Genomic DNA, 23,330 nt, shown 5'->3' with positions numbered 1-23,330 from the left:
TCATCCACGGTCTCTCCCGATGATCGCCAGCACGGTCGCCGCGGCTCCCGCCGCGCGCCGCTCGTCGATGTGCGGCTCGTTCGCGCCGCCGGCGCCGACTGTGCCGCCGGCGCCGCCTGCGCGGCCCGCCGCGCTCACCCGCTCGCCGACGGCCCGCCGCTCCGGCACGGCGAAGCCGCCGAACGTGCGGCGCAGCAGCGGCAGCACGTCGGTGAACTGGTCGGCGGGCAACGCGGTCAGCCAGGTGTCGACCAGGCCCAGCAGGCGCGGATCGTGCACCAGGAGCAGGCCGCCGCCGGACAGGAAGCCCTCGACCCAGGCCGCCGCCCTGACCGGGGTCTGCCCCCGGGACATGGCTCTGGACATGCGGTCGCCCGCGTCGGCGAGCTCACCGCAGTCGAGCAGGACGCGGGTGAGCCGGCCCTCGATGAGCCCGTGCAGGTCCTGCCGGTCGGCGATGCCCCGCAACGTGCCCAGCCACCGGGCCCGCGGCGAACCGCCCGCCCCGCCCTCGTCGGCCCCCTCCGCCGCGTCGCCCAGGCCCTCAGCGTCGCCGTCGGCGTCGGCCGCCGTGGAGGACGCCGTGGGCGGCGGCGGGCCGGCGGGGGGTTCGGCGAGCAGGGCGACGGCGGCGTGCACCGCGTCGACGTGTCTGAGCAGCTCGGCCGCCGCGTCGTCGTCGAGCGCGGTGACCGCGACCGGCAGCCCGACGCAGATCCGGTCGAGCATCGAGCGCACGATCACCGCCAGCCCCTCGGCCGAGGTGCCGCGCACGTCGCCGTACCGGTGGGCGCGGACCATCGCGGGCAGCGCCGCCATCAGCTGGGTGACGTCGGTGTCCAGCGCCGCCTTGGCCGACAGCGCGGCGAGCACGCCGGGCAGCGCCTGCGGCAGGTCGGCCAGCAGGCACTGCTCCACCAGCGCGGTCAGGTCGGCGAGCGTCGCCGACGCGGCCCCGGCCAGGTCGCGGGCGCGCCGCGCGGCCGCGGCCTCGACGGTGGTGCCGAGGGCGGCGTGCTCGATGAGCGCGAGGTCGTGCTCGGGCCGCCACTGCAACGTCCAGGACTCGCGGAACGTGCCCTTGCCGCGCGCCTGCCCCGGTGTGCCCCAGCCCACCTCCAGCAGCCGCAGCCGGTGCAGCAGATGGCTGCGCTCCAGGTCGAGCGGCTTGCGCAGGTCGAGGTCGAGCTCCCGGTCGAGGGCCTCGGGCCGCAGCTTCAGCCGCCGCCGCTGCTCGCGCAGGTCGCGCTGGAGCGGGACCATCGGGGTGCCGTCGGTGACGTGGCCCAGCCGGTCGCCGACGACCATCCGCCGCTGGATCAGCTCGACGGCCAGGTCGTCGCCCTCGCACAGCACCGCCCTGGCCGCCTCGGTCACCTCGCCCAGCCCGGCCAGCGGCCTGCCGCGCAGCCCGGCCAGGGCGGCGGCCAGGCGGACGGACTCGATGACGTGCGCCGAGGAGACCGGCAGCCCCTCCTCGCGCAGCACGGCGGCGGCCTCGGTGAGCCAGCGCTCGACCGGCCGGTCGGGGGCGGTGAACAGGTGGTGGTACCAGCCCGGCGAGGTGATGCCCGCGCCGTAGCCGCTCCAGGAGGCCAGCCGCCCGTACGTCCAGGGCACCCACGTCAGCTCGGCCTTCACCTTCGGCAGGCCGCGCAGCAGCGCGTTGTCGGCCGCGGCCGGGGGCAGCGGCCCGGTGAGCGCGGGCACGTGCCAGGCGCCGCAGACCACCGCGATCGTGCCGAACCCCTCCTTGATCGCGGCCCGCAGCGCCTTGCGCATGTACGCCTCGCGCCTGGCCTCCCGGCCGGCCGGCACGTGGCCCTCGCGCACGGCGGCCATGGCCTCGGCGATCACCTCGAAGGGGGTGTCGCCGCGGTGCTCGACGACGTCCTCCCACCAGCGTTCGGGATCGTCGTGCCCGGCCGCGGCGGCCAGCGCGCCGATCGGGTCGGCCCGCAGCCCGTCGCCGGTCTGGTCGGCTTCCTCGTCGTCGGCCAGGGAATGGGCGGCGGGCAGGTCGCAGAAGCGCACCGGGACGCCGGCGGCGGCGCCGTACAGGATCGCCTGCCATTCGGGCGAGAACTGCGCGAACGGCCAGAACGCGGCCCTGGCCGGCGCGCCGGGCACGTGCGCGAGCAGCGCGACCGGCGGCTCCAGGTCGGGGGCGAGCGCCACGAGCGCGTCGGCCTCCGGCGGCCCCTCGACGAGGATCGCGTCGGGCCGCAGGCGTTCGAGCTCGCGCCGCAGCGCGCGGGCCGAGCCTGGGCCGTGGTGGCGCACGCCCAGCACGGAGACGGCGCTCATGACACCTCGCGGCAGGCGCGGTAGAAGTCGCGCCAGTCGGGACGCTCGCGCACCACGGTCTCCAGGTACTCGCGCCACACCACCCGGTCGGAGACCGGCTCCTGCACCACCGCGCCCACGATCCCGGCCGCGACGTCGGAGGGCCGCAGCACGCCGTCGCCGAAGTGGGCGGCCAGCGCGATGCCGCTGGTGAGCACCGAGATCGCCTCGGCCGTGGACAGGGTGCCGCTCGGCGACTTGACCTTGGTGCGGCCGTCCTCGGTGACGCCGGCGCGCAGCTCGCGGAAGACGGTCACCACGCGCCTGATCTCGGCCAGGCCGGTGGAGGTCTCCGGCAGCTCCAGCGAGCGGCCGAGCTGGGTGACGCGACGGGCGACGATGTGCACCTCCTCCTCGGCGCTGGCGGGCACGGGCAGCACGACGGTGTTGAACCGGCGGCGCAGGGCGCTGGACAGCTCGTTGACGCCCCGGTCGCGGTCGTTGGCGGTGGCGATGACGTTGAAGCCGCGCTCGGCCTGGACCTCGCGGTTGAGCTCGGGGATCGGCAGCGTCTTCTCCGACAGGACGGTGATCAGCGCGTCCTGGACGTCGGAGGGCATGCGGGTCAGCTCCTCGACGCGGGCGACCCGCCCCTCGGCCATGGCCCGCATCACCGGCGAGGGGGTCAGCGCCTCGAACGAGGGGCCCTCGGCCAGCAGCCTGGCGTAGTTCCAGCCGTACCGGACGGCCTCCTCGGCGGTGCCCGCGGTGCCCTGGACAAGCAGCGTCGAGTCGCCGCTGACGGCCGCGGCCAGATGCTCCGACAACCACGTCTTGGCCGTGCCGGGCACGCCGAGCAGCAGCAGCGCGCGGTCGGTCGCGAGCGTGGCCACGGCGACCTCGACGATGCGGCGGGCGCCGACGTATTTGGGGGTGACGCGGTCGTCGTCGCCCAGGATGTAGCGGGTCACCGCCCACGGCGACAACTTCCAGCCGGGGGGCCGGGGGCGGTCGTCGTCCTTGGCCAGGTAGGCCAGTTCCTCGGCGTACTGGTCTTCGGCGTGGGGACGCAGGACGGTCATGCGAGCTCCTTGTACATGTCGGCACGGAAACGCAGGAGGGCGGCGACCTGCTGGATCGGCGCCACCGGCGAGTAGCTCTCGGCCAGCGGGAACAGCGCGGGGTCGATGTGCTCGCCCGCCAGCTTGACCAGCTCGCCGAGGTTCCACGGCTGGACGGCCGCCACCTTGACGATCTTGTGCAGGACGGCCGTGGCCAGGCCCTCCCGCCAATGGGACGAGACGCCGCCGAGCACCATGATCAATTGGCTGTCGAGGTCGTGCTGCTGGACGAAGCCCGCGGCGAGCTCCTGCTGCTCGGCGGGCGGGAGCGCTTCGAGCAGGTCGGCGATCGGGTCCCAGCCGAACATCGCGCGCGCCCACTCCGGGTCCTTCTGCAGCACCGCGGCCCGGACCCAGGCGGCCTTCACCTCGGCGTCCCAGTCGGGGATGCGCATCTTCAGCAGCGCGGACGGCGGCCGGCCCCAGAAGCCCAGCGGCGCGCGGGCCAGGATCTGCTGCAGCCACCAGGCCCGCTCGCCGATGCCGCGCGGCGGCTTGGGACGCACGCCGTCGCGTTCCATCGCCCGGTCGCACTCCAGGGGCGCCTCGACGGCGATGGCCGAGCCGGAGATCGACACGCAGGCCCGCGCCCGCTCGGCCATGCGCCTGGACAGGCGGGAGCCGGGCAGCCGGGTCAGCAGGTTGGCGGCGGCCTGGCGGACCTCCCGGCGGCGGTCGTCGAGCGCGGCCTCCAGGAACGGCTCGTCGCCCATGGACAGCCCGTCGGCCAGCAGCTCGACGAACTCGGCCCGGTCGTCGGGCGTCTCCCGCTCCCAGGTGCTCTCCAGCAGCTCCCTGGCCGCGTCGGGGTCGGCGGCGCGCAGGGCGCGCAGGTGGGCGCGGCGGTCGGCGGGGCCGCCCAGCTCCCAGGTCTCGCCGGTGGGCTCCTCCAGCAGGTAGCCCCACGCCGGGTTGAGACCGGCCAGCCAGCGGCCGCGCCGCCCGGCCAGGACGCCGAGATGGGCGCGGATCGAGCGGTCGCGCCGGCCTCTCTCGAGCAGGTCGGGCAGCACGTCGCAGGGCACCCTGCGGCCGGTCGCGGCGGCCGCGGCCAGCCATTCGGGCAGCAGGCGGTCGTAGTCGCCGCCCATGATCCGGACCAGCCGCCCGGCCGCGCGCCTGCCCACGGCGGGCAGGTCCTCGGCGGGGGCGGGGGCCGGCGGCGCGGCCTCGACCGGGCCGCGGCCCGCGCGCCGGCGGGCCGTCTCGACGGCGGCGGCCGCCAGCAGGTCTCCCCGGTACGGCCTGCGGTCGGTGCCCACCAGGGCCGTGGAGGCCAGGTCGTCCCAGGTCACAGAAGCACCGCCGTTCCCTCGTCGTCGTAGGTGGTGAGCGGGCGCAGGCCCTGCGGGGTCCATTCGGCGGCCAGTGTGACGGGACGGCCGCCCGAGACGGCGATCAGCCGCCAGGGGTCGCGGGCCCGGGGGTGCAGCGGCAGCCCGCCGACCGCGGTGCGGCCGGGGACGACGCCGGCCAGCACGAGCGGCCACGACTCGGTCCAGGGATCGTCGGCCAGCACCCGCGCCACCTCCTCCAGCGCCTCGCCGACCGGCACCCCGGCCGGTGGAGCGCCCTCGCCGGGAAGGGGATCGGTGTCGTGGCGGGCGGCGACGAGGGCGCGGAGGGGCGCGGCGCCCGGGTAGAAGGCGAGGTCGGCGTCGATCGTGGTGCCCGTGACCAGCGAGGCGTCGAGGGCCTGGCCGGGCGGGGCGAAGGAGAGGATCAGGGCAACCCGGCCGGTGGCGCGGCCCTTGAGCCAGACGCGGCGGGCGGTCAGCCGGTCGTGCTCGTCGTCGCGGCGGCCGAGGACGTGCCAGTGGTCGCGCACCGCCGGCCCGGCCAGCACCTCCTCCCGGGTGACCGGGAAACCGGTGCGGATGCGGACGGTCTCCGCCAGGGGGGCGGGCAGCTCGGCGCGGCGGCGGTAGGCGACGGCGAGCAGGTTGATCAGCGCGTACTCCTCCAGGAGCCGGCCGGGCCAGTCGTCCTCCGCGCGCACCTGGGTCAGCCGGGACACCAGGCCCGCGACGCCGGGGGCCTGGGCGTCGATGAGGCGCTTGGCCAGGCCGTCCCAGTCGTGCTCGGCGGAGGAGGCGAGGCCCTGGCGGATCTGGTCGGCCAGCCAGCGCTCCAGCTCCGCCAGCCCGGCCCCCACCCGCGCCTGCCGCACCGTCTCCGCCTTCCCCGCCCCGGCCGCCCCAGCGCCGGCGCCCGCCCCGGCGCCCGCCCCGGTGCCGGCTCCGGCCGCCGTCCCAGCCCCCGGCCCGGTCGCGGGCGCGGGCGCGGCGGCGGCGTCGCGGGAGGTCTCGGCGCGGGCCGCGGACCTGGCGGCGCGCTCGGCGCGGCCGTCGAGCCACTCGGTGACCCACTGCGGCGCGGCCTCCTCGGCGGGCACGTCGTCGGCCGACCACAGCAGCAGCAGGCCCAGCGCGTGTTTGCAGGGGAACTTGCGGCTGGGGCAGCTGCACCGGTAGGCGGGCTCGGTCAGGTCGACGCACGCCAGGTAGGGCTTGGACCCGCTGCCCGCGCACTCGCCGTAGAGGACGCTGCCCGTCGTGCCGCGCGAGGACCACTTGCCCGCCGCGGCCACCCCCTGAGCCGCCTTCCTGGACGGCGCGTCGGGGGCGAGGGCGAGCACCTGATCACGGCTCCACCGTTCGATCACCTGCCGCAGACTAGCCAGGCCGACCGACAGTTCGCGCGGCGGGCGGCCTGCCCGCCGGACGCGGTCCGCGCGCGTCCCGGGGCCTCGTAAGATCGGCCATGTGGAGCTGAGGATCTATCCCGACGGCGCGCCCACCGAGGTCGCCGACGAGGCCGCCGCCCTGGCGCTGGCCGCCGCGCTCGACGGCCAGGCCGTCCTCGACGGCACCCGTTTCCTGCGGCGCGACGTCACCGGCGCGCCCGTCGCCTTCGTCGAGCGCCCGCCCGTGGCCGCCGCGCTCGACCTGCTCCCCCATCCGGAGGGCGGCTGGTACCGCGAGACCTGGCGCTCGCCCGTCACCGTCCGGCCCGACGGCTACCCGGGGCCGCGCGCGAGCGCCACCGGCATCTACTTCCTGCTCCAGCCGGGTGAGGAGTCCGTCCCGCACGTCGTCAGGTCGGACGAGGTGTGGTTGTGGCACCGGGGCGGCCCGCTGAGCCTGACCGTGGGAGACCGCGACGTCGTCCTCGGGCCGCTGGTCGAGCGAGGGCAGGTGCCGCAGGCGGTCGTGCCCGGCGGCGTGTGGCAGTCCGCGCGCCCGGCCGGGGACGAGGCGGTGCTGGTGAGCTGCGTCGTGTCGCCGGGGTTCGACTTCGCCGATTTCACCGCGTGATCGTAAAGATCGTCTTATATAGAAGGCATGCCGGGCATCGAGGCGGCCCTGACCGCCGCTGGGAAGAGCGTCGCGGAGCGCGCCATGCGCGAATGGCTGGCCGTCCGGGCCGCGCGCAAGGACCGGACGAGTGAGCTGAAGGACCTGGTCCAGAGCGGCTTTCGCGACCGGCTGGCGCACCGGAAGATCGACAACCAGCTCCAGGGCATCGCGCTGGCCGTCGAGGGCCGGCTGTCACGGCTCATCGAGCAGGAGTTCCGCGGGCTGGACGAGTCCGCGCGGGCCGCCGTCCTGCTGGAGACCGTGGCCGCGCTGCGCGCCGCCGACCTGTCGGACGAGGCGCTGTTCGAGTCCGACGCCGACCCGGCCAAGCTCGCCGAGCGCATCCTGGCCGCCCTCCCGGAACCGCGTCTCGGGGAGGCCGAGGACCGCCTGTACGCCGTCCTGCTCGCCGAGTCCGTCGACTGCCTGGTCGGCCTGATGCGGCAGCTCCCCCAGTACGTGCCGCGCGCCGCCACCGAGACGCTGGGCAGGCTGAGCGGCCTGGCCGAGGGCGTGGAACGGCTGCTCGCCAGGATGCCGCAGCGCACCCTGGAGGCCCCGGAGGGCACCCAGGACGACGCCGCGTTCGAACGCCTCTACCTCGGTTTCGCCAGCCGCACCCTCGACGAGGTCGAGCTGTTCGGCGTCCGGGTGGAGACCTACCGCCCGCGCACGTCGCTGAGCATGGCCTACATCAGCCTCAACGTCTCCTCCGGCGAGCGCGGGCCGCGCGCGCCGGAGCGGCTGTCGATCGCCGCGCTCACCGGCGGGCATCCCGCCGAGCGCGGCGCCGAGCGCATCGAGTCGGCGCTCGGCCGCGCCCGGCTCACGCTGCTGCGCGGCGACGCCGGTTCGGGCAAGAGCACGTTGCTGCGCTGGCTCGCGGTGACCGCCGCGCGCGGCGGCTTCTCGGGCGACCTGGCCGCCTGGAACGGCTGCGTGCCGCTGATGATCAAGCTGAGGAGCCATTCGTCGGGACGGCTGCCCGCGCCCGCCGCCTTTCTCGACGACGTCGCGCGGGAGGTCGCCGGGCGCATGCCGCGCGGCTGGGTGGAGCGCGTGCTGGACTCCGGCCGCGGCCTGCTGCTGGTCGACGGGGTGGACGAGCTGCTCGTCCGGCACCGGCCGGCCGTGCGGGAGTGGTTGTCGCGGCTGCTGGCGGCCTATCCGGGGCTGCGGGTCGTGGTGACCTCGCGTCCGACCGCCGCCGACGCCCGCTGGCTGGCCGACGAGGGGTTCGCGGCGTCGACGCTGGAGCCGATGACGCCCGACGACCAGCGGGAGCTGATCCGCCAGTGGCACGTCGCGATGCGCGACTGCCCGAGCCTGCCGTGCGAGCCGGGCGAGCTGGAGGGCTACGAGGTCGCCCTGCTGGCCCGCATGGAGTCCAATCCGCACCTGGGCGTGGTCGCCTCGACCCCGCTGCTGGCCGCCATGTTGTGCGCGCTCAACCTCGACCGCCGCACGCAGCTCCCGCGCAGCCGGATGGGCTTCTACGACGCCGTGCTGAGCCTGCTGCTGGAACGCCGCGACGCCGAGCGGCGGATCGACGACGACGTGTCCCTCGACCCCGACCAGAAGGTGTGGATCCTGCGCGACCTGGCCTGGCGGCTGGTGTCGATGGGCCGTTCCGAGCTGTCGAAGGCGACCGCGCTGCGCCGGGTCGAGCAGAAGCTCGCCTCGATGACCCGCGTCTCGCACACCGCCTCCGACGTGCTGGAACACCTGCTGCGCAGGAGCGGCGTGCTGCGCGAGCCGGTGCCCGGCCGGATCGACTTCGCGCACCGGACCGTGCAGGAGTACCTGGCCGCCGGGCAGCTCGTGGAGGACGAGGACGTCGAAGCCGCGGTCGAGCGGGCCCACCTGGACCAGTGGCGCGAGGTCGTGGTGATGGCCGCCGGGCACGCGAACGGCCGGCTGCGCGGTGAGCTGCTGGGCGGCCTGATGGACCGGGCCGACCAAGGCGGCAAGCACGCCCGCCGGCTGCGGCTGCTGGTGGCCGCGTGCCTGGAGACCGTCCAGGAGATCCCGGCGGGGCTGCGCGACCGGGTGGAGGCGTGCCTGGCGGAGGTGATCCCGCCGCGTACGGAGGAGGAGGCGACCCTGCTGGCGGCGGCGGGCGAGGAGATCCTGCGCCGCCTGCCCCGCGACCTGACGGCCCTGCCGGTGCAGCGCGCGGCGTGGACGGTCCGCACGACGTTCCTGATCAACGGCCCCGAGGCCCTGGACCGCCTGGCCGGATACGCCGCCGACCCGCGGTGGCAGGTACGGGAGCAGCTTCGCCAGGGCTGGGAGTACTTCGACGCCGACGTCTACGCCCGGCGCGTCCTGGCCGACATGGAGGACGTCACCTTCTCCAGCGCCCGCCATCTGCGCAGCGCCTGCCTGCTGAAGGCGGCAGACGTGCGTGTCACCGTGCCCACTCCCCTCCCCGACCTGCGGTTCCTCCGCGACCTGCCACAGACGGAGTCGCTGAGCCTGCAGGACGCCCAGATCCGGTCCCTGGACGGGGTGGAGTCGCTGCCCCGGCTGACCCATCTCGGCCTGTTCTTCTACGACGAGCCGCGCGCCGTGGACGTGGCCCGCCTGGACGAGTCGCGACAGCTGCGCACCCTGCGGCTGTGGGGGGTCCGGCTCGACGATCCGTCCTTCCTCGACCGGCTGCCCCGCCTGAACGATCTCCTCATCGACCTGCTCGACGACGGCCGGGACTCCTGGCACGCGCCGCTCGCCCGCCAGGACGAGCTGGAGTCGCTGCACGTGAGGCGCGAGGGCCTGCCGCTGCCCGGCACGGTCCTTTCCGGGATGCGGCGGCTGCGGCAGTTGTGGCTGGACGGCGTCGCGGAGGCCGGCGCCTGCCTCGACGCCGCCGCCCGGACCTGCCCGGCCGTCACGGAGGTGTCCCTCGACGGGGTCGGCGGGCTCGACCTCGCGCCGCTCGGCGGGTTCTCCCTGACCCGCCTGCGCCTGCGCCACTGCCCCGCCCTGACGGATCTCGGCCCGCTGCGCGGCCAGACGCGGCTCTCCTCCCTCACCCTGGCGCTGTGCCCCGGCGTGACTGACCTCTCGCCGCTCGCCGCGCTCCCTCAGCTCCGCAGCCTGAGCCTGTTCCTCATGCCCCACGACCTCGACGTGAGCCCGCTGGCTGGGATGCCGGGGCTCACCGTCCGGCTCGGGCACACGCAGCGGGTCGTCAACGGGGACGGCGTGCGGATCAGGAGGGTGTGACGTCCCGGCAGGGGTGGGCGGCGCCTTTTACTACCCGGCATTTCGTGCTAAACGTGGCAATATCCCGTTCGGAGTTCCCATCAACCGGCCATGGCCGGCCTGGCGCCCTGCCCTGATCACCGTCCAGGCCGTCGTCACAGAACTTGCACGGCGTGTACACGTTCACCCCCCGGGACGCCCGGCGTCCGCCCGTGCGCGGGCGCCGCGTCCCGCTGGACGAGAAGGGGAACCACCATGACCCTGCCCCTCGCCGCGACCCCCGCCGTCGACTCCGCCCCCGCCCGCCGCCGCGGACTCGTGCTGCTGCTCAGCGCCCTGGCGGGATTCCTGCTGACCGTGGTGTGGTCGGCCGAGTTCGTGGACCAGACGATCGGCTCGACGGTCGCCGACACGATGCTCGGCCGCGACGCCGACGCCACCCCCATCGCCGGGACGCTCTCCGGCATCGTGTTCGCCTTCGCCTCCGGCCTGGCGGGCTCGTTCACCGCCTGCAACATCGCCGCGCTCGGCGCGGTCGCGCCCCTGGTCGGGGCCAGGCCGTCGGTCGGCGCCCGGATCCGCGGCACGCTGCGCCCGCTCGGCTGGCTGGCGGCCGGCGCGCTGGCCGTGTCCGGCGCGTACGGCGTCGTGGTGGGGATCGTGGGCACCGCCATGCCGCAGTTCGCCACGGCCAGGCCCGCGCCGGGCACCCTGTCCCCCGGCCTGGTCCAGGCGATGGTCACGTTCGGGCTGATCGGGCTGGCCTTCCTCTACCTGGGCCTGGCCGCGCTCGGCTACCTGCCCGACCCGCTGGCCCGCCACCCGAGGGCCCGCATGGCCGTCATGGGCGCGCTGATCGGCGGCTTCCTGATCGGCCGCCCGTTCCCGCTGTTCCGCCAGCTCTTCCGGGACGCCGCCGAGAGCCACAACCCCCTGTACGGCGCGCTGGCGTTCATGCTGCAGTCGGCCGGCAACCTCGTCGTCATGTCGGTCCTGTTCGTGCTGCTCGCCCTGGCCACCGGGGGCCGCGCGCACCGCTGGCTGACCGCCACCCCGGCCCGCCTGGCCCTCATCACCGGCGCGGCGCTCGTCGTGGCCGGCGTCTTCACCCTTCTGTACTGGGACGTCCGGATCCTGGCCCGCCGCGACCTCATCTGGTACCCGACGGCGCCCTGGAGCTGACCGGCACGGCGGCTGCCCGCGGGCGGGCTACCGGCCGTTTCTGCGGGAAGGAGGAAAGGTGACCGTGGGAGGTGCGCGATGAGGGCCGTCATGAACGCCGCGCTGTTGCGGATCCGCAGGCACCGGCCGGACCGCAACCCGTTGCGCCGCCGCTCCGACCGGGTGGAGAGCGCCGTGCTGGCGGTGGCGGTGCTGCTCGTCCTGCTGAGCGTCTGGCCGGCCGTGCTGGCCGGCCGGGTCACCTACGAGGGCGGCCTGCGCGAGGCCCGCGTGGGCCCCGGCTTCCGGCAGCAGGTGACCGTGACGGCGCTGCGGGAGCCGCGGCCCGTGCGGCCGTCGTTCGGCGAGGCGGCGACCACCATGGTCCCGGCGAGCTGGACCACCCCGGCGGGGGTGGCCAGGACCGGGCAGGTCCAGGTGCCGGCCGGCACGCGGGCGGGCCAGACCGTCCCCCTGTGGATCGACCGCGCGGGCGACCCCACCACGCCGCCGCCGAGCCGCACCGACGTGGTCCTGCGTGGCGTGGGCATGGCGGCGTTCGTCCAGGTGCTGGCCTTCCTGCTGGTGCTGGGGGCCGTCGCGGCGCTGCGCCGGCTGCTGGACCGGCGCAGGTACGCCGACTGGGACGCCGCCTGGATCCGCGCCAACGACCGGTGGCGCCGCCCGCGCCGCCCGTAGCCGCGCCGTCCGGTTTACCGCCGTGTGTCCGGGCAGCCGTACGCGGGAGGAGGCGAGCCATGCAAGCCAAGGAGTGGACGGTCCGGATCAGTCTCGCCGAGGACGGCGACGACACCTCGGCGCGGGCGGTCCTGACCGTCCCGGACGGCACGCGGGTCGAGGGCTCGGGCCACGCCCGCCGCAACCCCGCCGACCCGTCCATGCCCGAGGTCGGGGACGAGCTGGCCGTCGCGCGGGCGCTGGCCGACCTGGCCGGACGGCTGTCCAGCGACGCCCGGCACGAGCTCGGCGACGGCGGCCCGGTGCCGACCAGGTCCTGGTGAGGGCGGCGAAAACGACTTGACGCGCCCGCCCCCGGTCCGCTGACATGGCCCCCGCGGATCGTACGGACCGAGGGGGACGCGCATGGGCGGCAGGATGCACGCGGACGAGGCCGACATCGACGAGGCCCTCGTCCGGCGGCTGCTGGCCGCGCAGTTCCCGCGGTGGGCCGGTCTCCCGCTGCGCCGTTTTCCCTCCTCCGGCACCGTCAACGCGGTCTTCCGGCTCGGTGACGACCTGGCCGTCCGCCTGCCGCGCGTCAGGCAGGGCGTCGGCGACGTCGCCCGGGAGGGGCGGTGGTTGCCGCTGCTGGCCCCCGCGCTGCCCGTCCCGATCCCGTCGGTGCTCGGCCAGGGCCTGCCGGGTGAGGGTTTTCCCTGGCCGTGGTCGGTGTGCCGGTGGCTGGATGGCGACAATCCGGAGGCCGGGGCGCTCTCCGGCGGCGGGGAGGCGCTGGCCGCCGACCTGGCGTCGTTCGTCGCCGCGCTGCGCGAGGTCGAGCCCGCCGGCGCGCCCGGCGCCTACCGGGGCGGCCCGCTGTCCCGCCTGGACGAGGCCACCCGGGCCGCGATCGGCGAGCTCGACGGCATGATCGACACCGCCGTCGCCACGGCCGCCTGGAAGGAGGCGCTGAGCGCGCCCGAATGGCAGGGCGGGCCCGTCTGGGTGCACGCCGACCTGATGCCGGGCAACCTGCTGGTCCGCGACGGACGGCTGAGCGGGGTCATCGACTGGGGCACGGCCGGCGCGGGCGACCCGGCCTGCGACCTGATCCCGGCCTGGAACCTGCTGCCGCCCGCCGGTCGCGAGGTCTTCCGGGCCGCGCTCGGCGCCGACGACGCCACCTGGGCGCGCGGCCGCGGCCGGGCCCTGTCCATGGCGCTGATCCAGCTCCCCTACTACAAGGACACCAACCCGGCCATGGCGGCCAACGCCCGCCACGTGATCCGCGAGGTCCTCGGCAGCCCGCGCTGAACCGCGCACCGAACCGCACGCTGAATCGCACGCTGACGGGTTTCTTGGGTTTTTTCCGGCGAGATGATTGTCTGTCCGGAGGAACTACGAGGAGGCCACCGGTGAGCCGTCAGATCGTGTCAATCGTGGGTGGGAAGGACACCACCGGCGAGAGCGTGTACGAGTCGACCAACCCCGCCCGCCCCGGCGAGGTCGTGGCCCGGGTCGGCCTGGCCGACGCCGCCGCGTTCGCCGCCGCCTGCCGCACCGCCAAGGAGGCCCAGCGCGAGTGGGCCAAGGTGCCGGCGCCGGTGCGCGGCCGGGTGATCGCCTCCATCGGGCGGCTGGTCGAGGCCAACGCCGAGAGCCTGGCCCGCCTGGTCACCCGGGAGATCGGCAAGCCGTACGCCGAGGCGCTGGGCGAGGTGCGGGAGATCGTCGACACCTGCGACTTCTTCCTGGGCGAGGGCCGCCGGCTCTACGGGCAGACCGTTCCGTCGGAGATGCCGGACAAGAACCTGTTCACCTTCCGCAACCCGGTCGGGGTCGCCGCGGTGATCACGGCGGGCAACTTCCCCGTGGCCGTGCCGTCCTGGTACCTCGTGCCCGCGCTGCTGTGCGGCAACGCCGTGGTGTGGAAGCCCGCCGAGTACGCCGCCGCCTCCGCCGAGGCCATGTACCGGCTGTTCGCCGCCTCGGGGCTGCCCGACGGGGTGCTCAACGTGGTCTTCGCCGACGGCGCGCAGACCTTCGCGGGGCTGGAGCTGGCCCTGGAGGAGGGCAGCGTGCACAAGGTCGGCTTCACCGGGTCGAGCGAGGTCGGCCGGAAGGTCGGCGAGCTGGCCGGGCGCCACCTGCAGTCGGCGTGCCTGGAGCTCGGCGGCAAGAACCCGATGGTGATCATGCCGGACGCCGACCTCGACCTGGCCGTCGAGGGCGCGCTGTTCTCCGGCTTCGGCACCGCCGGCCAGCGTTGCACGAGCCTGGGCACGGTCATCGTGCACGAGAGCGTGCACGACGAGTTCGTCGAGCGGTTCGCGCGGGCGACCGGCGCGGCCAGGATCGGCGACCCCGAGCAGGACGTGCTGGCCGGCCCGCTGCTCGACCAGAAGTTCGCCGACCGGTACGAGGAGTACCTGACCTGGATCCAGCCCCACCACCAGGTCGTCTCGGGCAGCACCGGCAGGATCACCAAGGACAACCCGCGCGGCGACTTCGACGGCGACGGCGGCCTCTACTACCACCCGGTCATCGTCGACGGCGTGCAGCCCGGCGACCGGCTGTTCCTGGAGGAGACGTTCGGCCCGATCGTCGGCGTCACCACCTTCACCACCCTGGACGAGGCCGTCGAGCTGGCCAACCGCCCCGGTTACGGCCTGTCGAGCTCGATCTACACGACCAGCCCCACGCACGCCTTCCGCTTCCGCGAGGGCATCTCGGCCGGCATGGTCAGCGTCAACAACTCCACCTCCGGCGCCGAGGCCCACCTGCCCTTCGGCGGCAACGGCAAGTCGGGCAACGGCAGCCGCCAGTCGGGCATGTGGGTGCTCGACCAGTTCACCCGCTGGCAGGCGATGAACTGGGACTTCTCGGGCCGGCTGCAGAAGGCCCAGATGGACGTGGCGGAGATCGTCCCGGATCTGGAGTTCCGGATCTGACACGGAAGAAGCCGCCCCCCGGCCGGGGGCGGCTTCTTGCGTGTGCGGGCGGATCAGACCTGGCCGGCCTTCTCCAGGGCCTCGCAGCAGGTGTTCACCAGCAGGCGGGTGACCACGTACGGGTCGACGTTGGCGTTCGGGCGGCGGTCCTCGATGTAGCCCTTCTTGTCCACCTCGACCTGCCACGGGATGCGCACGGACGCGCCGCGGTTGGACACGCCGTAGGTGTACTTGTTCCACGGGGCGGTCTCGTGGTGGCCGGTCAGGCGCAGCTCGATGTCGGCGCCGTACTGGGAGACGTGCTCCATGGGCTTGTCGCCCTCGCCGAGCGCCTCGCAGGCGGTGATGATGGCGTCGTAGCTCTCGCGCATCGCCTTGGTGGAGAAGTTGGTGTGCGCGCCGGCGCCGTTCCAGTCGCCGCGGGCGGGCTTGGCGTCGAGGGTGGCCTCGACGCCGAACTCCTCGGCCGTCCGGTAGAGCAGGTAGCGGGCGACCCACATGTGGTCGGAGACCTCGAGGGGGCCGGCCGGGCCGATCTGGAACTCCCACTGGCCGGGCATGACCTCGGCGTTGATGCCGGAGACGGCCAGGCCGGCCGCCAGGCAGCGGTCGAGGTGCAGCTCGACGATCTCGCGGCCGAACACGGCCTCGGCGCCCACGCCGCAGTAGTAGTGGCCCTGCGGGGCGGGGAAGCCGCCCTCGGGGAAGCCGAGCGGGCGGCTGCCCTTGAAGAAGGTGTACTCCTGCTCGATGCCGAACCAGGACTCCTGGTCGGCGTACCGCTCGGCGATCGGGCGCAGCAGGGCGCGGGTGTTGCTGGAGTGGGGCGTCCCGTCGATCTCCTCGACCTCGCACAGGACGAGCACGTTGTCGCCGCCGCGGATCGGGTCGGGGCAGGTGAACACCGGGCGCAGCACGCGGTCGGAGGCGTGGCCCTTGGCCTGGTTGGTGCTGGAGCCGTCGAAGCCCCAGACCGGAGGCTCGGCACCGTCAGCCAGGATCTTCGTCTTCGAGCGCAGCAGAGCCGTGGGCTCGGTGCCGTCGATCCAGATGTACTCAGCCTTGTAGCTCACGGTGGTCCTTTCGGGATTTCTCTCAGCCACGCCGAGTCTTATGGACGGCCATTTCCCGGTTTTTGCCCGAATGTGAACGCCATGTTAATCGTGCCGCCACCCGTGCCGCTATTAGGGGGTAAATCCAATAAAGCCGGTTAGCTGGGGCAGGTCGGCCGTCCGGGGGACGGCGGCCGTACGACGATCGAGCCCGGGGGATGATGATCATGGACGATGTCTGGTTCGGCGCGCTGCTCGCGCCCGAGGCGGCCGACGGCGAGCGGGTCCTGCGGCACGCCGAGCTCGCCGACCGGCTCGGCCTGGACCTGGTCGGCGTCCAGGACCACCCCTACCAGGCGGGATTCCTGGACTCCTGGACCCTGCTGGCCGCCATCGCGCAGCGCACCGAGCGCGTCCGGCTGGTGCCCGACGTGGCCAACCTGCCGCTGCGCCCGCCCGCCGTGCTGGCCAGGGCCGCCGCCTCGCTGGACATCCTCAGCGGCGGCCGGGTGGAGCTGGGGGTCGGCGCGGGCGCGCTGTGGGACGCCATCGCCGCCATGGGCGGCCCCCGGCTCTCCCCCGGCGAGTCGATCGAGGCGCTGGCCGAGGCGATCACCGTCATCCGGGCGCTGTGGACCCCGGGCGACCCGGTGACCTTCTCCGGCGGCCATCACCGGCTGGCGGGCGCGCGGCCCGGCCCGTTCCCGCCGCACCCGATCGGGATCTGGATCGGCGCGACCAGGCGGCGCATGCTGGAGCTGACCGGCCGGACGGGCGACGGCTGGCTGACCTCGTCCTTCCACAGCCCGCCCGAGGCCGTGACCGCGCAGGCCAGGATCCTCGACGCGGCCGCCGCCGACGCCGGGCGCGACCCGGCGGCGATCCGCAAGGTCTACAACCTCGGCGGCAGCCTGTCGCCGCTGCCCGGCGCGGGCTTCCTCGACGGGCCCGCCGCCCTGTGGGCCGAGCAGCTCACGGAGCTGGTGTTCCAGGCCGGCATGAGCGGGTTCGTGCTGGCCCCGGGGGTGGAGGCCGAGCGGGACCTGCGGGTGTTCGCCGAGGAGATCGCGCCCGCCGTACGGGCGGCCGTGGCCAGGGAGCGCGGCCGGCCCGCGCCCGAGCCGGTCCGCCCGCAGGTGACGATCCCCGACCTGGACGAGGCCGGCCGGCCCAGGACGGCGAGCGGCGACCCCGCGTCCCTGACCCCCGGCCAGGCCCGGCTGGGCCGCCGCCTGGTGGACGTGCACGACGGCTACCGCGCCCAGCTCCGCCAGGTCAGGGACGCGGTCGAGCAGGTCGCCGCCGAGACCGCGGCCCCGCACCAGGACGGCGACCGGCTCGCGCTGCGCCAGAACCACTGGACGCTCGGCGTGTTCTGCGCGACCTTCCGCCGCCTGCTGACCGTGCACCACGACGTCGAGCACGACAGCACCTTCCCCGCCCTCACCGAGCGCGACCCCGCCCTGGAGCCGGTGGTCAAGAAGCTGGAGCAGGAGCACGAGGTCATCGCCGAGCTGCTGGACCGCCTGGACCGGGCGTGCGCGGAGATGATCGCCGACCCGGCCAGGATCGACCGGGTCCGGGCCGGCGTCGAACGGCTCTCGCAGGCCTTGACCTCGCACTTCGCCTACGAGGAGGAGGAACTGGCCGAGCCGGTCGGCCGCCTGGAGATCGGCCTCTAGCCCGAGGAGCGTTCGTGGACGTGTCCGCGCCCGTGTGGTGGCTGACGATCCTGGGGATCGTCGGCCTGCTGCTGTTCGACTTCTTCTTCCACGTGCGGCAGGCGCACGTCCCCGCGCTGCGCGAGGCGGCCGTCTGGTCGGCCCTGTACGTCGGGATCGCCCTGCTGTTCGGCGTGGGCGTGTGGGTGTTCGGCGGCGCCGAGCCGGGCGCGGAGTACTTCGCCGGGTACGTGACCGAGAAGGCGCTGTCGGTCGACAACCTGTTCGTCTTCCTCGTCATCATGGCGAGCTTCCGGGTGCCGCGCGCCGACCAGCAGAAGGCCCTGCTGTTCGGCATCGTCTTCTCGCTGGTGGCCAGGACCGGGTTCATCCTCCTCGGCGCCGCGATGATCGAGACGTTCGCCTGGGTGTTCTACGTCTTCAGCCTGATCCTGCTGCTCACGGCGGGCAACCTGCTGCGGCCCGAGACCGGCGAGGGTCACACCGACAACATCATGGTCCGCCTGGCCCGCCGGCTGTTCCGCGCCACCGAGACCTACGACGGCGACCGGCTGTTCACGGTGGTGGACGGCCGCCGGGTGATGACGCCGATGTTGCTGGTCATGATCGCCCTGGCCGGCACCGACGTGCTGTTCGCGCTCGACTCCATCCCGGCGATCTTCGGCCTCACCCAGAACGTCTACCTCGTCTTCACCGCCACCGCCTTCTCCCTGCTGGGGCTGCGGCAGCTCTACTTCCTCATCGACGGCCTGCTCGACCGGCTCATCTACCTCGCCTACGGGCTGGCGGTCATCCTGGCCTTCATCGGCGTCAAGCTCGGGCTGCACGCCTTGCACGAGAACAACGTGCCGTTCGTCAACGACGGCGAGCCGGTGAACGTCACCGAGATCAGCACCGGGCTGTCCCTGTCGGTGATCGTCGGCGTGCTGCTGGTCACCGTGGCCGCCTCGCTGGCCAGCCCCCGCGGCCGGGCGCAGAACGTGGTGTCGGCCGTCCGCCGGCACGCCCAGGACTACCTGGAGGTGGAGAAGGACGCAGGGCGGCGCGAGGAGGTCTACCGCGACCTGCTCGCGTCCGAGGCGCAACTGGCCGGGCTGCCGGAACGGCAGCGCGCCGGCGTCGCCCGGGACGAGCGGCTGGCGGCCCTGGTGGCGCGGGCGCACGCCGAGCACCAGGACGGGCACCAGGACGGGCACCAGGGCGGGCACGGCCCGGCTAGGTAGAGGTGGCCTGGCGGGAGGTCAGCGGGGCCGCGATGTGCTCCAGCGGTGTGCGCTCGGCCTTCACCCCGAAGACGATCTCCACCAGCCCGGCCGCCACCATCATCCCCGCGCCGAAGCAGTAGCCCCAGAACAGCCTGGTGGGGTCGGGGTTGCGCTGGTCGCCGATGAGCGAGGCGAAGACCGTCGGCCCGAACGCCCCCGCGACCTGCCCGAGCGCGAAGAAGATCGCGATGGCCTGGGCCCGCAGCTCGATCGGGAAGATCTCGCTCACGGTCAGGTACGCCGAGCTGGCCGCCGCCGAGGCGATGAAGAAGATCACCGACCAGAGCACGGTCTGCGTGACCGCCGTCAGCAGCCCCTCCTTGAACAGCCAGCCGGTCACCGCCAGCAGCAGCCCCGAGGTGATGTAGGTGGCCGAGATCATCTGCCTGCGCCCGACCGTGTCGAACAGCCTGCCCAGCAGCAGCGGCCCGAGCAGGTTCCCGGCCGCGAAGGCGAACATGTACTGCGGCACCGAGCCCGCCGGGACGCCGTAGAAGTGCGTCAGCACCAGCGAGTAGGTGAAGAACACGGCGTTGTAGAGGAACGACTGGCAGATCATCAGCGTCGCCCCCAGCACCGAGCGCTCGGGGTAGGTCCGGAACAACGTCTTGGCGACCTGCGACAGCGGCGCGTGGTGCTCGGGGACGATCTCCAGCGCCTGCTCCTGCGGCACCGGCTCCAGCCTGACCCGGTCCTCCCGCTCGACCTCCCGCTCGATGCGGGCGACGACTTGCTCGGCCTCCTCCTCGCGGCCGTGCGTCATCAGCCAGCGCGGACTCTCCGGCAGGTGCCGGCGCAGCCCCCAGATGGCCAGGCCGATCACCGGCCCGACCGCGAACCCGAGCCGCCAGGCCAGGTCGGGGTCCAGCGGCCCGCCCGGGTGCAGCAGCAGGAACGTGGCCGAGGTGGCCAGCAGCGACCCCAGCCAGTAGGTGCCGTTGATGGCCAGGTCGACGTGGCCCCGGTAGTGGGAGGGGATCATCTCGTCGATGGCGGAGTTGACGGCCGCGTACTCGCCGCCGATGCCCGCCCCGGCCACCAGACGCAGCACCAGGAAGCTCCACAGGTCCCACGACAGGGCGGTCAGGCCGCTTGCGACCAGGTAGATGCCGAGCGTGAGGATGAACAGCTTGCGGCGGCCGAGCCGGTCGGACAGCCAGCCGAAGTAGAGCGCGCCGGCCACCTGGCCAATCAGGTAGACGGTGGCCGACAGGCCCACCTCGGCGGAGGTGAAGCCGAGCGTGTCGGGGCGCTGCAGGAACGCCCCGACGTTGCTGGCGATGGTGATCTCCAGCCCGTCGAGCACCCAGGCCACGCCGAGCGCGATCACCAGCCGGGTGTGGAACGGCGCCCACGGCAGGCGGTCCATGCGGGCGGGGACCAGGCTGCGCACGACGCCGTCCTTGTTCATGCGTCCTTACTCTAAGTGACCATGTGATCACCCATCGGCCCGGGTCCCGTTGCCGTTGCCGTTGCCGTCGTAGCCGAGCAGCCGCATGGCCGTGTCCGGGTCCATGGCCGCGGCCAGCAGCTGGGCCCGCCGGTGGGCCTCGTCGCGCTCGCGTTCCGCCTTGGCCTGCGCCGCCCGTACGCCCCTGGCCGCCACGAACGCGAGCCCGGCGCCCACGACCACCCCGACGACCACCACGAACAGCAGGAGCAGCAGCGCCGGCGAGGCGAGCACGGGAGCCGCCGCGACGTCGGCGCCCGCGCCGGGCACCGCGCCGGTCACCGCCAGCGCCGTGATCAGGGCCAGCGCGATCAGCCCGAGCAGGCTGGCCACGACCAGCCAGGCCCGCCCGGCGCGCCGGCGCGGCCGGACCTCGGCGACCGCCCCGGCAACCGGCCCGAAGCCCGCGTGCGGGACGCCGGCCGGAATCCCCGCCGGAACCGCCTGGACCGCCTGGACCACCGACGGGACCACCGACGGGGCCGCTGACGGGCCCGGGACCGCCCGCGGGCCTGGCGCCCACGGCACGAACTCGGGCCGGTCACCGCCCTGTTCGACGCCCCCGACACCCTGCCCGACGCCCTGCCCGCCGCCCTGGTCGATCCGGGTGACCTCGGCCGTGATCACCTGGGCCGTGGCCGTGCCGGCGGCCGGGGCGGCGAAGGCGCCCGCCCGCGGCTCGGCCTCCTCCGCCGCCGGGCCGGGCAGCTCGCGCTCGATGCGGCTGTGCTCCTTGTGCGCCCTGGCCGCGTCGTGGTGGTAGTCCTCCAGCTGCTCGTAGAGCTCGTCGGAGGCGTAGATCGTGCCGTCCACGAGCGGTCCGCGCTCGCCGCGGATGACGGCCACCACGTCGTCGCCGTTGAGCGTCTTGTGCGTCTCCAGGGCGTGCGCCAGGCACAACACCTGCCGGCGGTGCTCCTCCAGCAGCCGCTCGGTCTTCTCCAGCAGCCGCACCAGGTTGAACTCGATGCGCTCGCCCAGCACGTCGGGGGTCAGGTCGGGCGCGGCGCGCACCGGCTCGCGCTCGGTGATGCCGATGCCGCCTCCCCCGCCGCCCCGGCCGCGCATGGCCTTGCCGCCGTGGATCTCCAGCTCCTGCAGCGCGGGCAGCGACGTGACGCCGGAGCCCATCCCCCAGTACGACTCCATGAGCGCGGTGAGGAACGTGGCCGCGTGCAGGTCGCCGGAGACGCCGGAGGAGTTGTCCTCGCCGAAGAACATGCGCTCGCCGGCCAGCGAGGCCAGGGAGACCATGATGTCGGCCTCGTACTCGGACTTCCAGCGGGTGAACTGGTCCTCGGGCTTGATCGAGGCGACCATGCCCAGGTAGTCGGCGCCCTTCTCGATGGTGGCGATGTCGATCTCCAGATGGAACCGGGTCACGTACGCCACCACCGCGTGACACGCCTCGTGCACGGCCACGGCGTGCCGCTCGCGCTCGATGTACTCGACGTCCTCGGGCGGGCCGAGCTGCTTGAGCCGCTTGGCGCGCAGCACGTCCGACCAGGTGATGACCTCCCGCCCAGCACGGATGGCGGTGATCAGCGACTCGTTGACCAGGTCCTTGATCGTGGCCCCGGTCGCGTACGGCGTGATCGTGGCCAGCTTGTCGATCTGCTCCCCGGTGAGCTCGTGCTCGACCTTGTCGAAATAGCCCTGGTACGTCCGCACCCGCCCGGCCTTGGACGGATAGCCGACCTTGTAGATGCGGTCGATGCGGCCCGGCCGCAGCAGCGCCTCGTCCAGCGCGTCGGGCCGGTTGGTGGCCATCATGACGAGGATGCGGTATTTGGGCGGCGGCTTGGGCCGCATCCCGAGCAGCCGCCTGACCAGCCGGTTGAAGAAGCCGCGCGGCTTCTTGAGCCCGGACAGCTCGGTGAGCAGCGCCTGGAGGGTGCCCGGGTCGCCGCTGTTCATCATGCCGCCGCCGGCGAAGAAGCGCTCGCGCCAGGTGCCCGGCGGGTCGGCGGCCTCGCGCCGGCCCTTGAAGGCCAGCACCGAGCGGCTCTCCTCCGACAGGTACGTCATCCCGTGGCAGCCGGAGTACGCCGAGAAGCCGGAGTGCGCCGAGAAGCCGGTGTGCGCCGACCAGCCGGTGTGGGCCGAGAAGCCGCCCTGCCCCGGCGGCCCCTGCTGGGCCAGCTTGCCGCGCTTGCCGAGCGAGTCGGCCTCGTCGAAGAAGACGATCACGCCGCCGTACCGCAGCGCCAGCTTGCGCAGCTTCCTGAACAGCCCCTTGACCTTCAGGATGCCGACGCCCATGAACATGTTCGTGAAGGCTCCCGGATCCACGAACACGTACGGCTTGCCGGTCTCGCCCGCCACGGCCTCGGCCATCAGGGTCTTGCCGGTGCCCGGCGGGCCCCACAGCAGCAGGCCGCTGGGCACGTACCCGCCGCGCCGCTCGATCTCGTCGGGACGCTCCAGGAAGACGATGTTCTCCTGGACCCGCTCGACCACGTGGTCCTGGCCCCAGACGTCGGCGAAGCGGGTCTTGATGTCGTCGGGGAAGTACGTCTCCACGCCGCCCCTGGACAGGAACCAGAACAGGCCGACGAACTGGATGATGACGAAGAAGAACAGGAAGACGATCTGCAGCAGGAACGGCAGCGCCTGCCAGATCAGCGTCGGCGCCTGCAACAGGGCGACGAACGGGCTGACGTCCAGCACCGCCCCGGCCACGAGCGCGGTCAGCGTGACGAAGAAGGCGATCTTCAGGGCCCTGGAGATGCGGTACCTGGTCCAGTCGTCGAAGCGCCGGTGCGTCCACCGCTCGAAGCCGCCGAAGACCTTCTGGCTCCAGAACCGGTGGTAGCCCGACCAGTGCTCGCTGACGAGGAAGTGCAGTTGCCGCAGGACCTCGGCGCCGAGCAGCCAGAAGATCCACTGGTACTCGTAGCCGATCTTCCAGGCCGCCTCGGGGAAGGTCACGACGCCCGTCCAGTCGGCCATCACCTTCCAGGTGAGGATCAGGTAGGCCAGGACCAGCGAGATGAGGAACTTGCTCCGGTCCCAGAACTGCATCTTCTTCCTGGTCACGGAGTCCGGGTCGGAGGGCCCGCTGCCGGGGGCGCGCAGCCCTTCGTGCTGAACGGTGGTGGTCACTGACGTCCCC

16 protein-coding genes are annotated in these 23,330 nt (G+C 73.9%); 9 read left to right on the top strand and 7 right to left on the bottom strand.

Annotated features, from left to right (window positions below; translation table 11 throughout):
* The 4 genes from AB0J76_RS18935 to AB0J76_RS18920 are packed head-to-tail and all read right to left on the bottom strand — an operon-like array spanning position 1 to position 6,072.
* Positions 1–2,307 (bottom strand): DUF5682 family protein, encoded by a 2,307-nt coding sequence (locus tag AB0J76_RS18935; RefSeq protein WP_352323439.1) that lies wholly within the window; start codon positions 2,305–2,307, stop codon positions 1–3.
* Positions 2,304–3,368, bottom strand: a complete 1,065-nt coding sequence (locus AB0J76_RS18930) for an AAA family ATPase (RefSeq protein WP_352323438.1) — start codon at positions 3,366–3,368, stop codon at positions 2,304–2,306. The genes AB0J76_RS18935 and AB0J76_RS18930 overlap by 4 nt, the downstream gene beginning before the upstream one ends.
* Positions 3,365–4,702, bottom strand: coding sequence for a DUF5691 domain-containing protein (locus tag AB0J76_RS18925; protein ID WP_364389994.1), 1,338 nt, complete (start codon positions 4,700–4,702; stop codon positions 3,365–3,367). Before AB0J76_RS18925 ends, AB0J76_RS18930 begins: the two co-directional genes overlap by 4 nt.
* Positions 4,699–6,072 (bottom strand): SWIM zinc finger family protein, encoded by a 1,374-nt coding sequence (locus AB0J76_RS18920; protein WP_352330763.1) that lies wholly within the window; start codon positions 6,070–6,072, stop codon positions 4,699–4,701. Before AB0J76_RS18920 ends, AB0J76_RS18925 begins: the two co-directional genes overlap by 4 nt.
* Before the next feature lie 100 nt (positions 6,073–6,172).
* Here AB0J76_RS18920 and AB0J76_RS18915 point away from each other — a divergent pair, with 100 nt between their 5' ends.
* The 7 genes from AB0J76_RS18915 to AB0J76_RS18885 all read left to right on the top strand — a co-directional run bounded on the left by AB0J76_RS18915 (position 6,173) and on the right by AB0J76_RS18885 (position 14,766).
* Positions 6,173–6,724, top strand: coding sequence for a cupin domain-containing protein (locus AB0J76_RS18915; RefSeq protein ID WP_352330765.1), 552 nt, complete (start codon positions 6,173–6,175; stop codon positions 6,722–6,724).
* A 27-nt stretch (positions 6,725–6,751) separates the two neighbouring features.
* Positions 6,752–9,994, top strand: coding sequence for an NACHT domain-containing protein (locus AB0J76_RS18910; RefSeq protein WP_364389992.1), 3,243 nt, complete (start codon positions 6,752–6,754; stop codon positions 9,992–9,994).
* A 234-nt stretch (positions 9,995–10,228) separates the two neighbouring features.
* Positions 10,229–11,155, top strand: coding sequence for a hypothetical protein (locus tag AB0J76_RS18905; protein ID WP_352330538.1), 927 nt, complete (start codon positions 10,229–10,231; stop codon positions 11,153–11,155).
* 78 nt (positions 11,156–11,233) lie between these two features.
* On the top strand, positions 11,234–11,833 hold the full coding sequence (locus tag AB0J76_RS18900) for a hypothetical protein (protein ID WP_364389990.1): 600 nt from the start codon (positions 11,234–11,236) through the stop codon (positions 11,831–11,833).
* 59 nt (positions 11,834–11,892) lie between these two features.
* On the top strand, positions 11,893–12,156 hold the full coding sequence (locus AB0J76_RS18895) for a DUF1876 domain-containing protein (protein WP_352324885.1): 264 nt from the start codon (positions 11,893–11,895) through the stop codon (positions 12,154–12,156).
* Positions 12,157–12,238: 82 nt separating this feature from the next.
* Positions 12,239–13,129: an aminoglycoside phosphotransferase family protein gene (locus AB0J76_RS18890; RefSeq protein ID WP_352324886.1), complete on the top strand. Its 891-nt coding sequence runs from the start codon at positions 12,239–12,241 to the stop codon at positions 13,127–13,129.
* 125 nt (positions 13,130–13,254) lie between these two features.
* Positions 13,255–14,766, top strand: coding sequence for an aldehyde dehydrogenase family protein (locus tag AB0J76_RS18885; RefSeq protein WP_352324887.1), 1,512 nt, complete (start codon positions 13,255–13,257; stop codon positions 14,764–14,766).
* A 53-nt stretch (positions 14,767–14,819) separates the two neighbouring features.
* Here AB0J76_RS18885 and glnII read toward each other — a convergent pair whose 3' ends face one another.
* The gene (glnII, locus tag AB0J76_RS18880) at positions 14,820–15,839 is read right to left on the bottom strand and encodes a glutamine synthetase (protein ID WP_352324888.1); all 1,020 of its coding nucleotides are present in this window, start codon (positions 15,837–15,839) and stop codon (positions 14,820–14,822) included.
* 206 nt (positions 15,840–16,045) lie between these two features.
* On the opposite strand from glnII, the gene AB0J76_RS18875 reads away from it, so the two are divergent.
* Entirely contained in the window at positions 16,046–17,500 is a 1,455-nt protein-coding gene (locus tag AB0J76_RS18875; RefSeq protein WP_352324889.1) for an LLM class flavin-dependent oxidoreductase, read from the top strand.
* A gap of 14 nt (positions 17,501–17,514) precedes the next feature.
* Entirely contained in the window at positions 17,515–18,723 is a 1,209-nt protein-coding gene (locus tag AB0J76_RS18870; protein WP_352324890.1) for a TerC family protein, read from the top strand.
* Here the strand turns inward: AB0J76_RS18870 and AB0J76_RS18865 are convergent.
* Together AB0J76_RS18865 and AB0J76_RS18860 are read right to left on the bottom strand one after the other, a co-directional pair.
* Entirely contained in the window at positions 18,716–20,176 is a 1,461-nt protein-coding gene (locus AB0J76_RS18865) for an MFS transporter (RefSeq protein WP_352324891.1), read from the bottom strand. The genes AB0J76_RS18870 and AB0J76_RS18865 overlap by 8 nt on opposite strands.
* A 27-nt stretch (positions 20,177–20,203) precedes the next feature.
* Positions 20,204–23,320: an AAA family ATPase gene (locus tag AB0J76_RS18860; RefSeq protein WP_352324892.1), complete on the bottom strand. Its 3,117-nt coding sequence runs from the start codon at positions 23,318–23,320 to the stop codon at positions 20,204–20,206.
* Between the last annotated feature and the right edge of the window lie 10 nt (positions 23,321–23,330).

It is taken from the genome of Nonomuraea sp. NPDC049624 (assembly GCF_040675255.1).
In the GTDB taxonomy this organism is placed as follows: Bacteria; Actinomycetota; Actinomycetes; order Streptosporangiales; family Streptosporangiaceae; genus Nonomuraea.
Note: the sequence above shows the minus strand (reverse complement) of the source record. Positions and strands in the feature narration are given on the sequence as shown.

Coding starts and splice junctions, on each gene's coding strand:
- AB0J76_RS18935 (WP_352323439.1), bottom strand. CDS start 2,307: ATGAGCGCCGTCTCCGTGCTGGGCGTGCGCCACCACGGCCCAGGCTCG.
- AB0J76_RS18930 (WP_352323438.1), bottom strand. CDS start 3,368: ATGACCGTCCTGCGTCCCCACGCCGAAGACCAGTACGCCGAGGAACTG.
- AB0J76_RS18910 (WP_364389992.1), top strand. CDS start 6,752: ATGCCGGGCATCGAGGCGGCCCTGACCGCCGCTGGGAAGAGCGTCGCG.
- AB0J76_RS18905 (WP_352330538.1), top strand. CDS start 10,229: ATGACCCTGCCCCTCGCCGCGACCCCCGCCGTCGACTCCGCCCCCGCC.
- AB0J76_RS18900 (WP_364389990.1), top strand. CDS start 11,234: ATGAGGGCCGTCATGAACGCCGCGCTGTTGCGGATCCGCAGGCACCGG.
- AB0J76_RS18895 (WP_352324885.1), top strand. CDS start 11,893: ATGCAAGCCAAGGAGTGGACGGTCCGGATCAGTCTCGCCGAGGACGGC.
- AB0J76_RS18890 (WP_352324886.1), top strand. CDS start 12,239: ATGGGCGGCAGGATGCACGCGGACGAGGCCGACATCGACGAGGCCCTC.
- AB0J76_RS18875 (WP_352324889.1), top strand. CDS start 16,046: ATGGACGATGTCTGGTTCGGCGCGCTGCTCGCGCCCGAGGCGGCCGAC.
- AB0J76_RS18865 (WP_352324891.1), bottom strand. CDS start 20,176: ATGAACAAGGACGGCGTCGTGCGCAGCCTGGTCCCCGCCCGCATGGAC.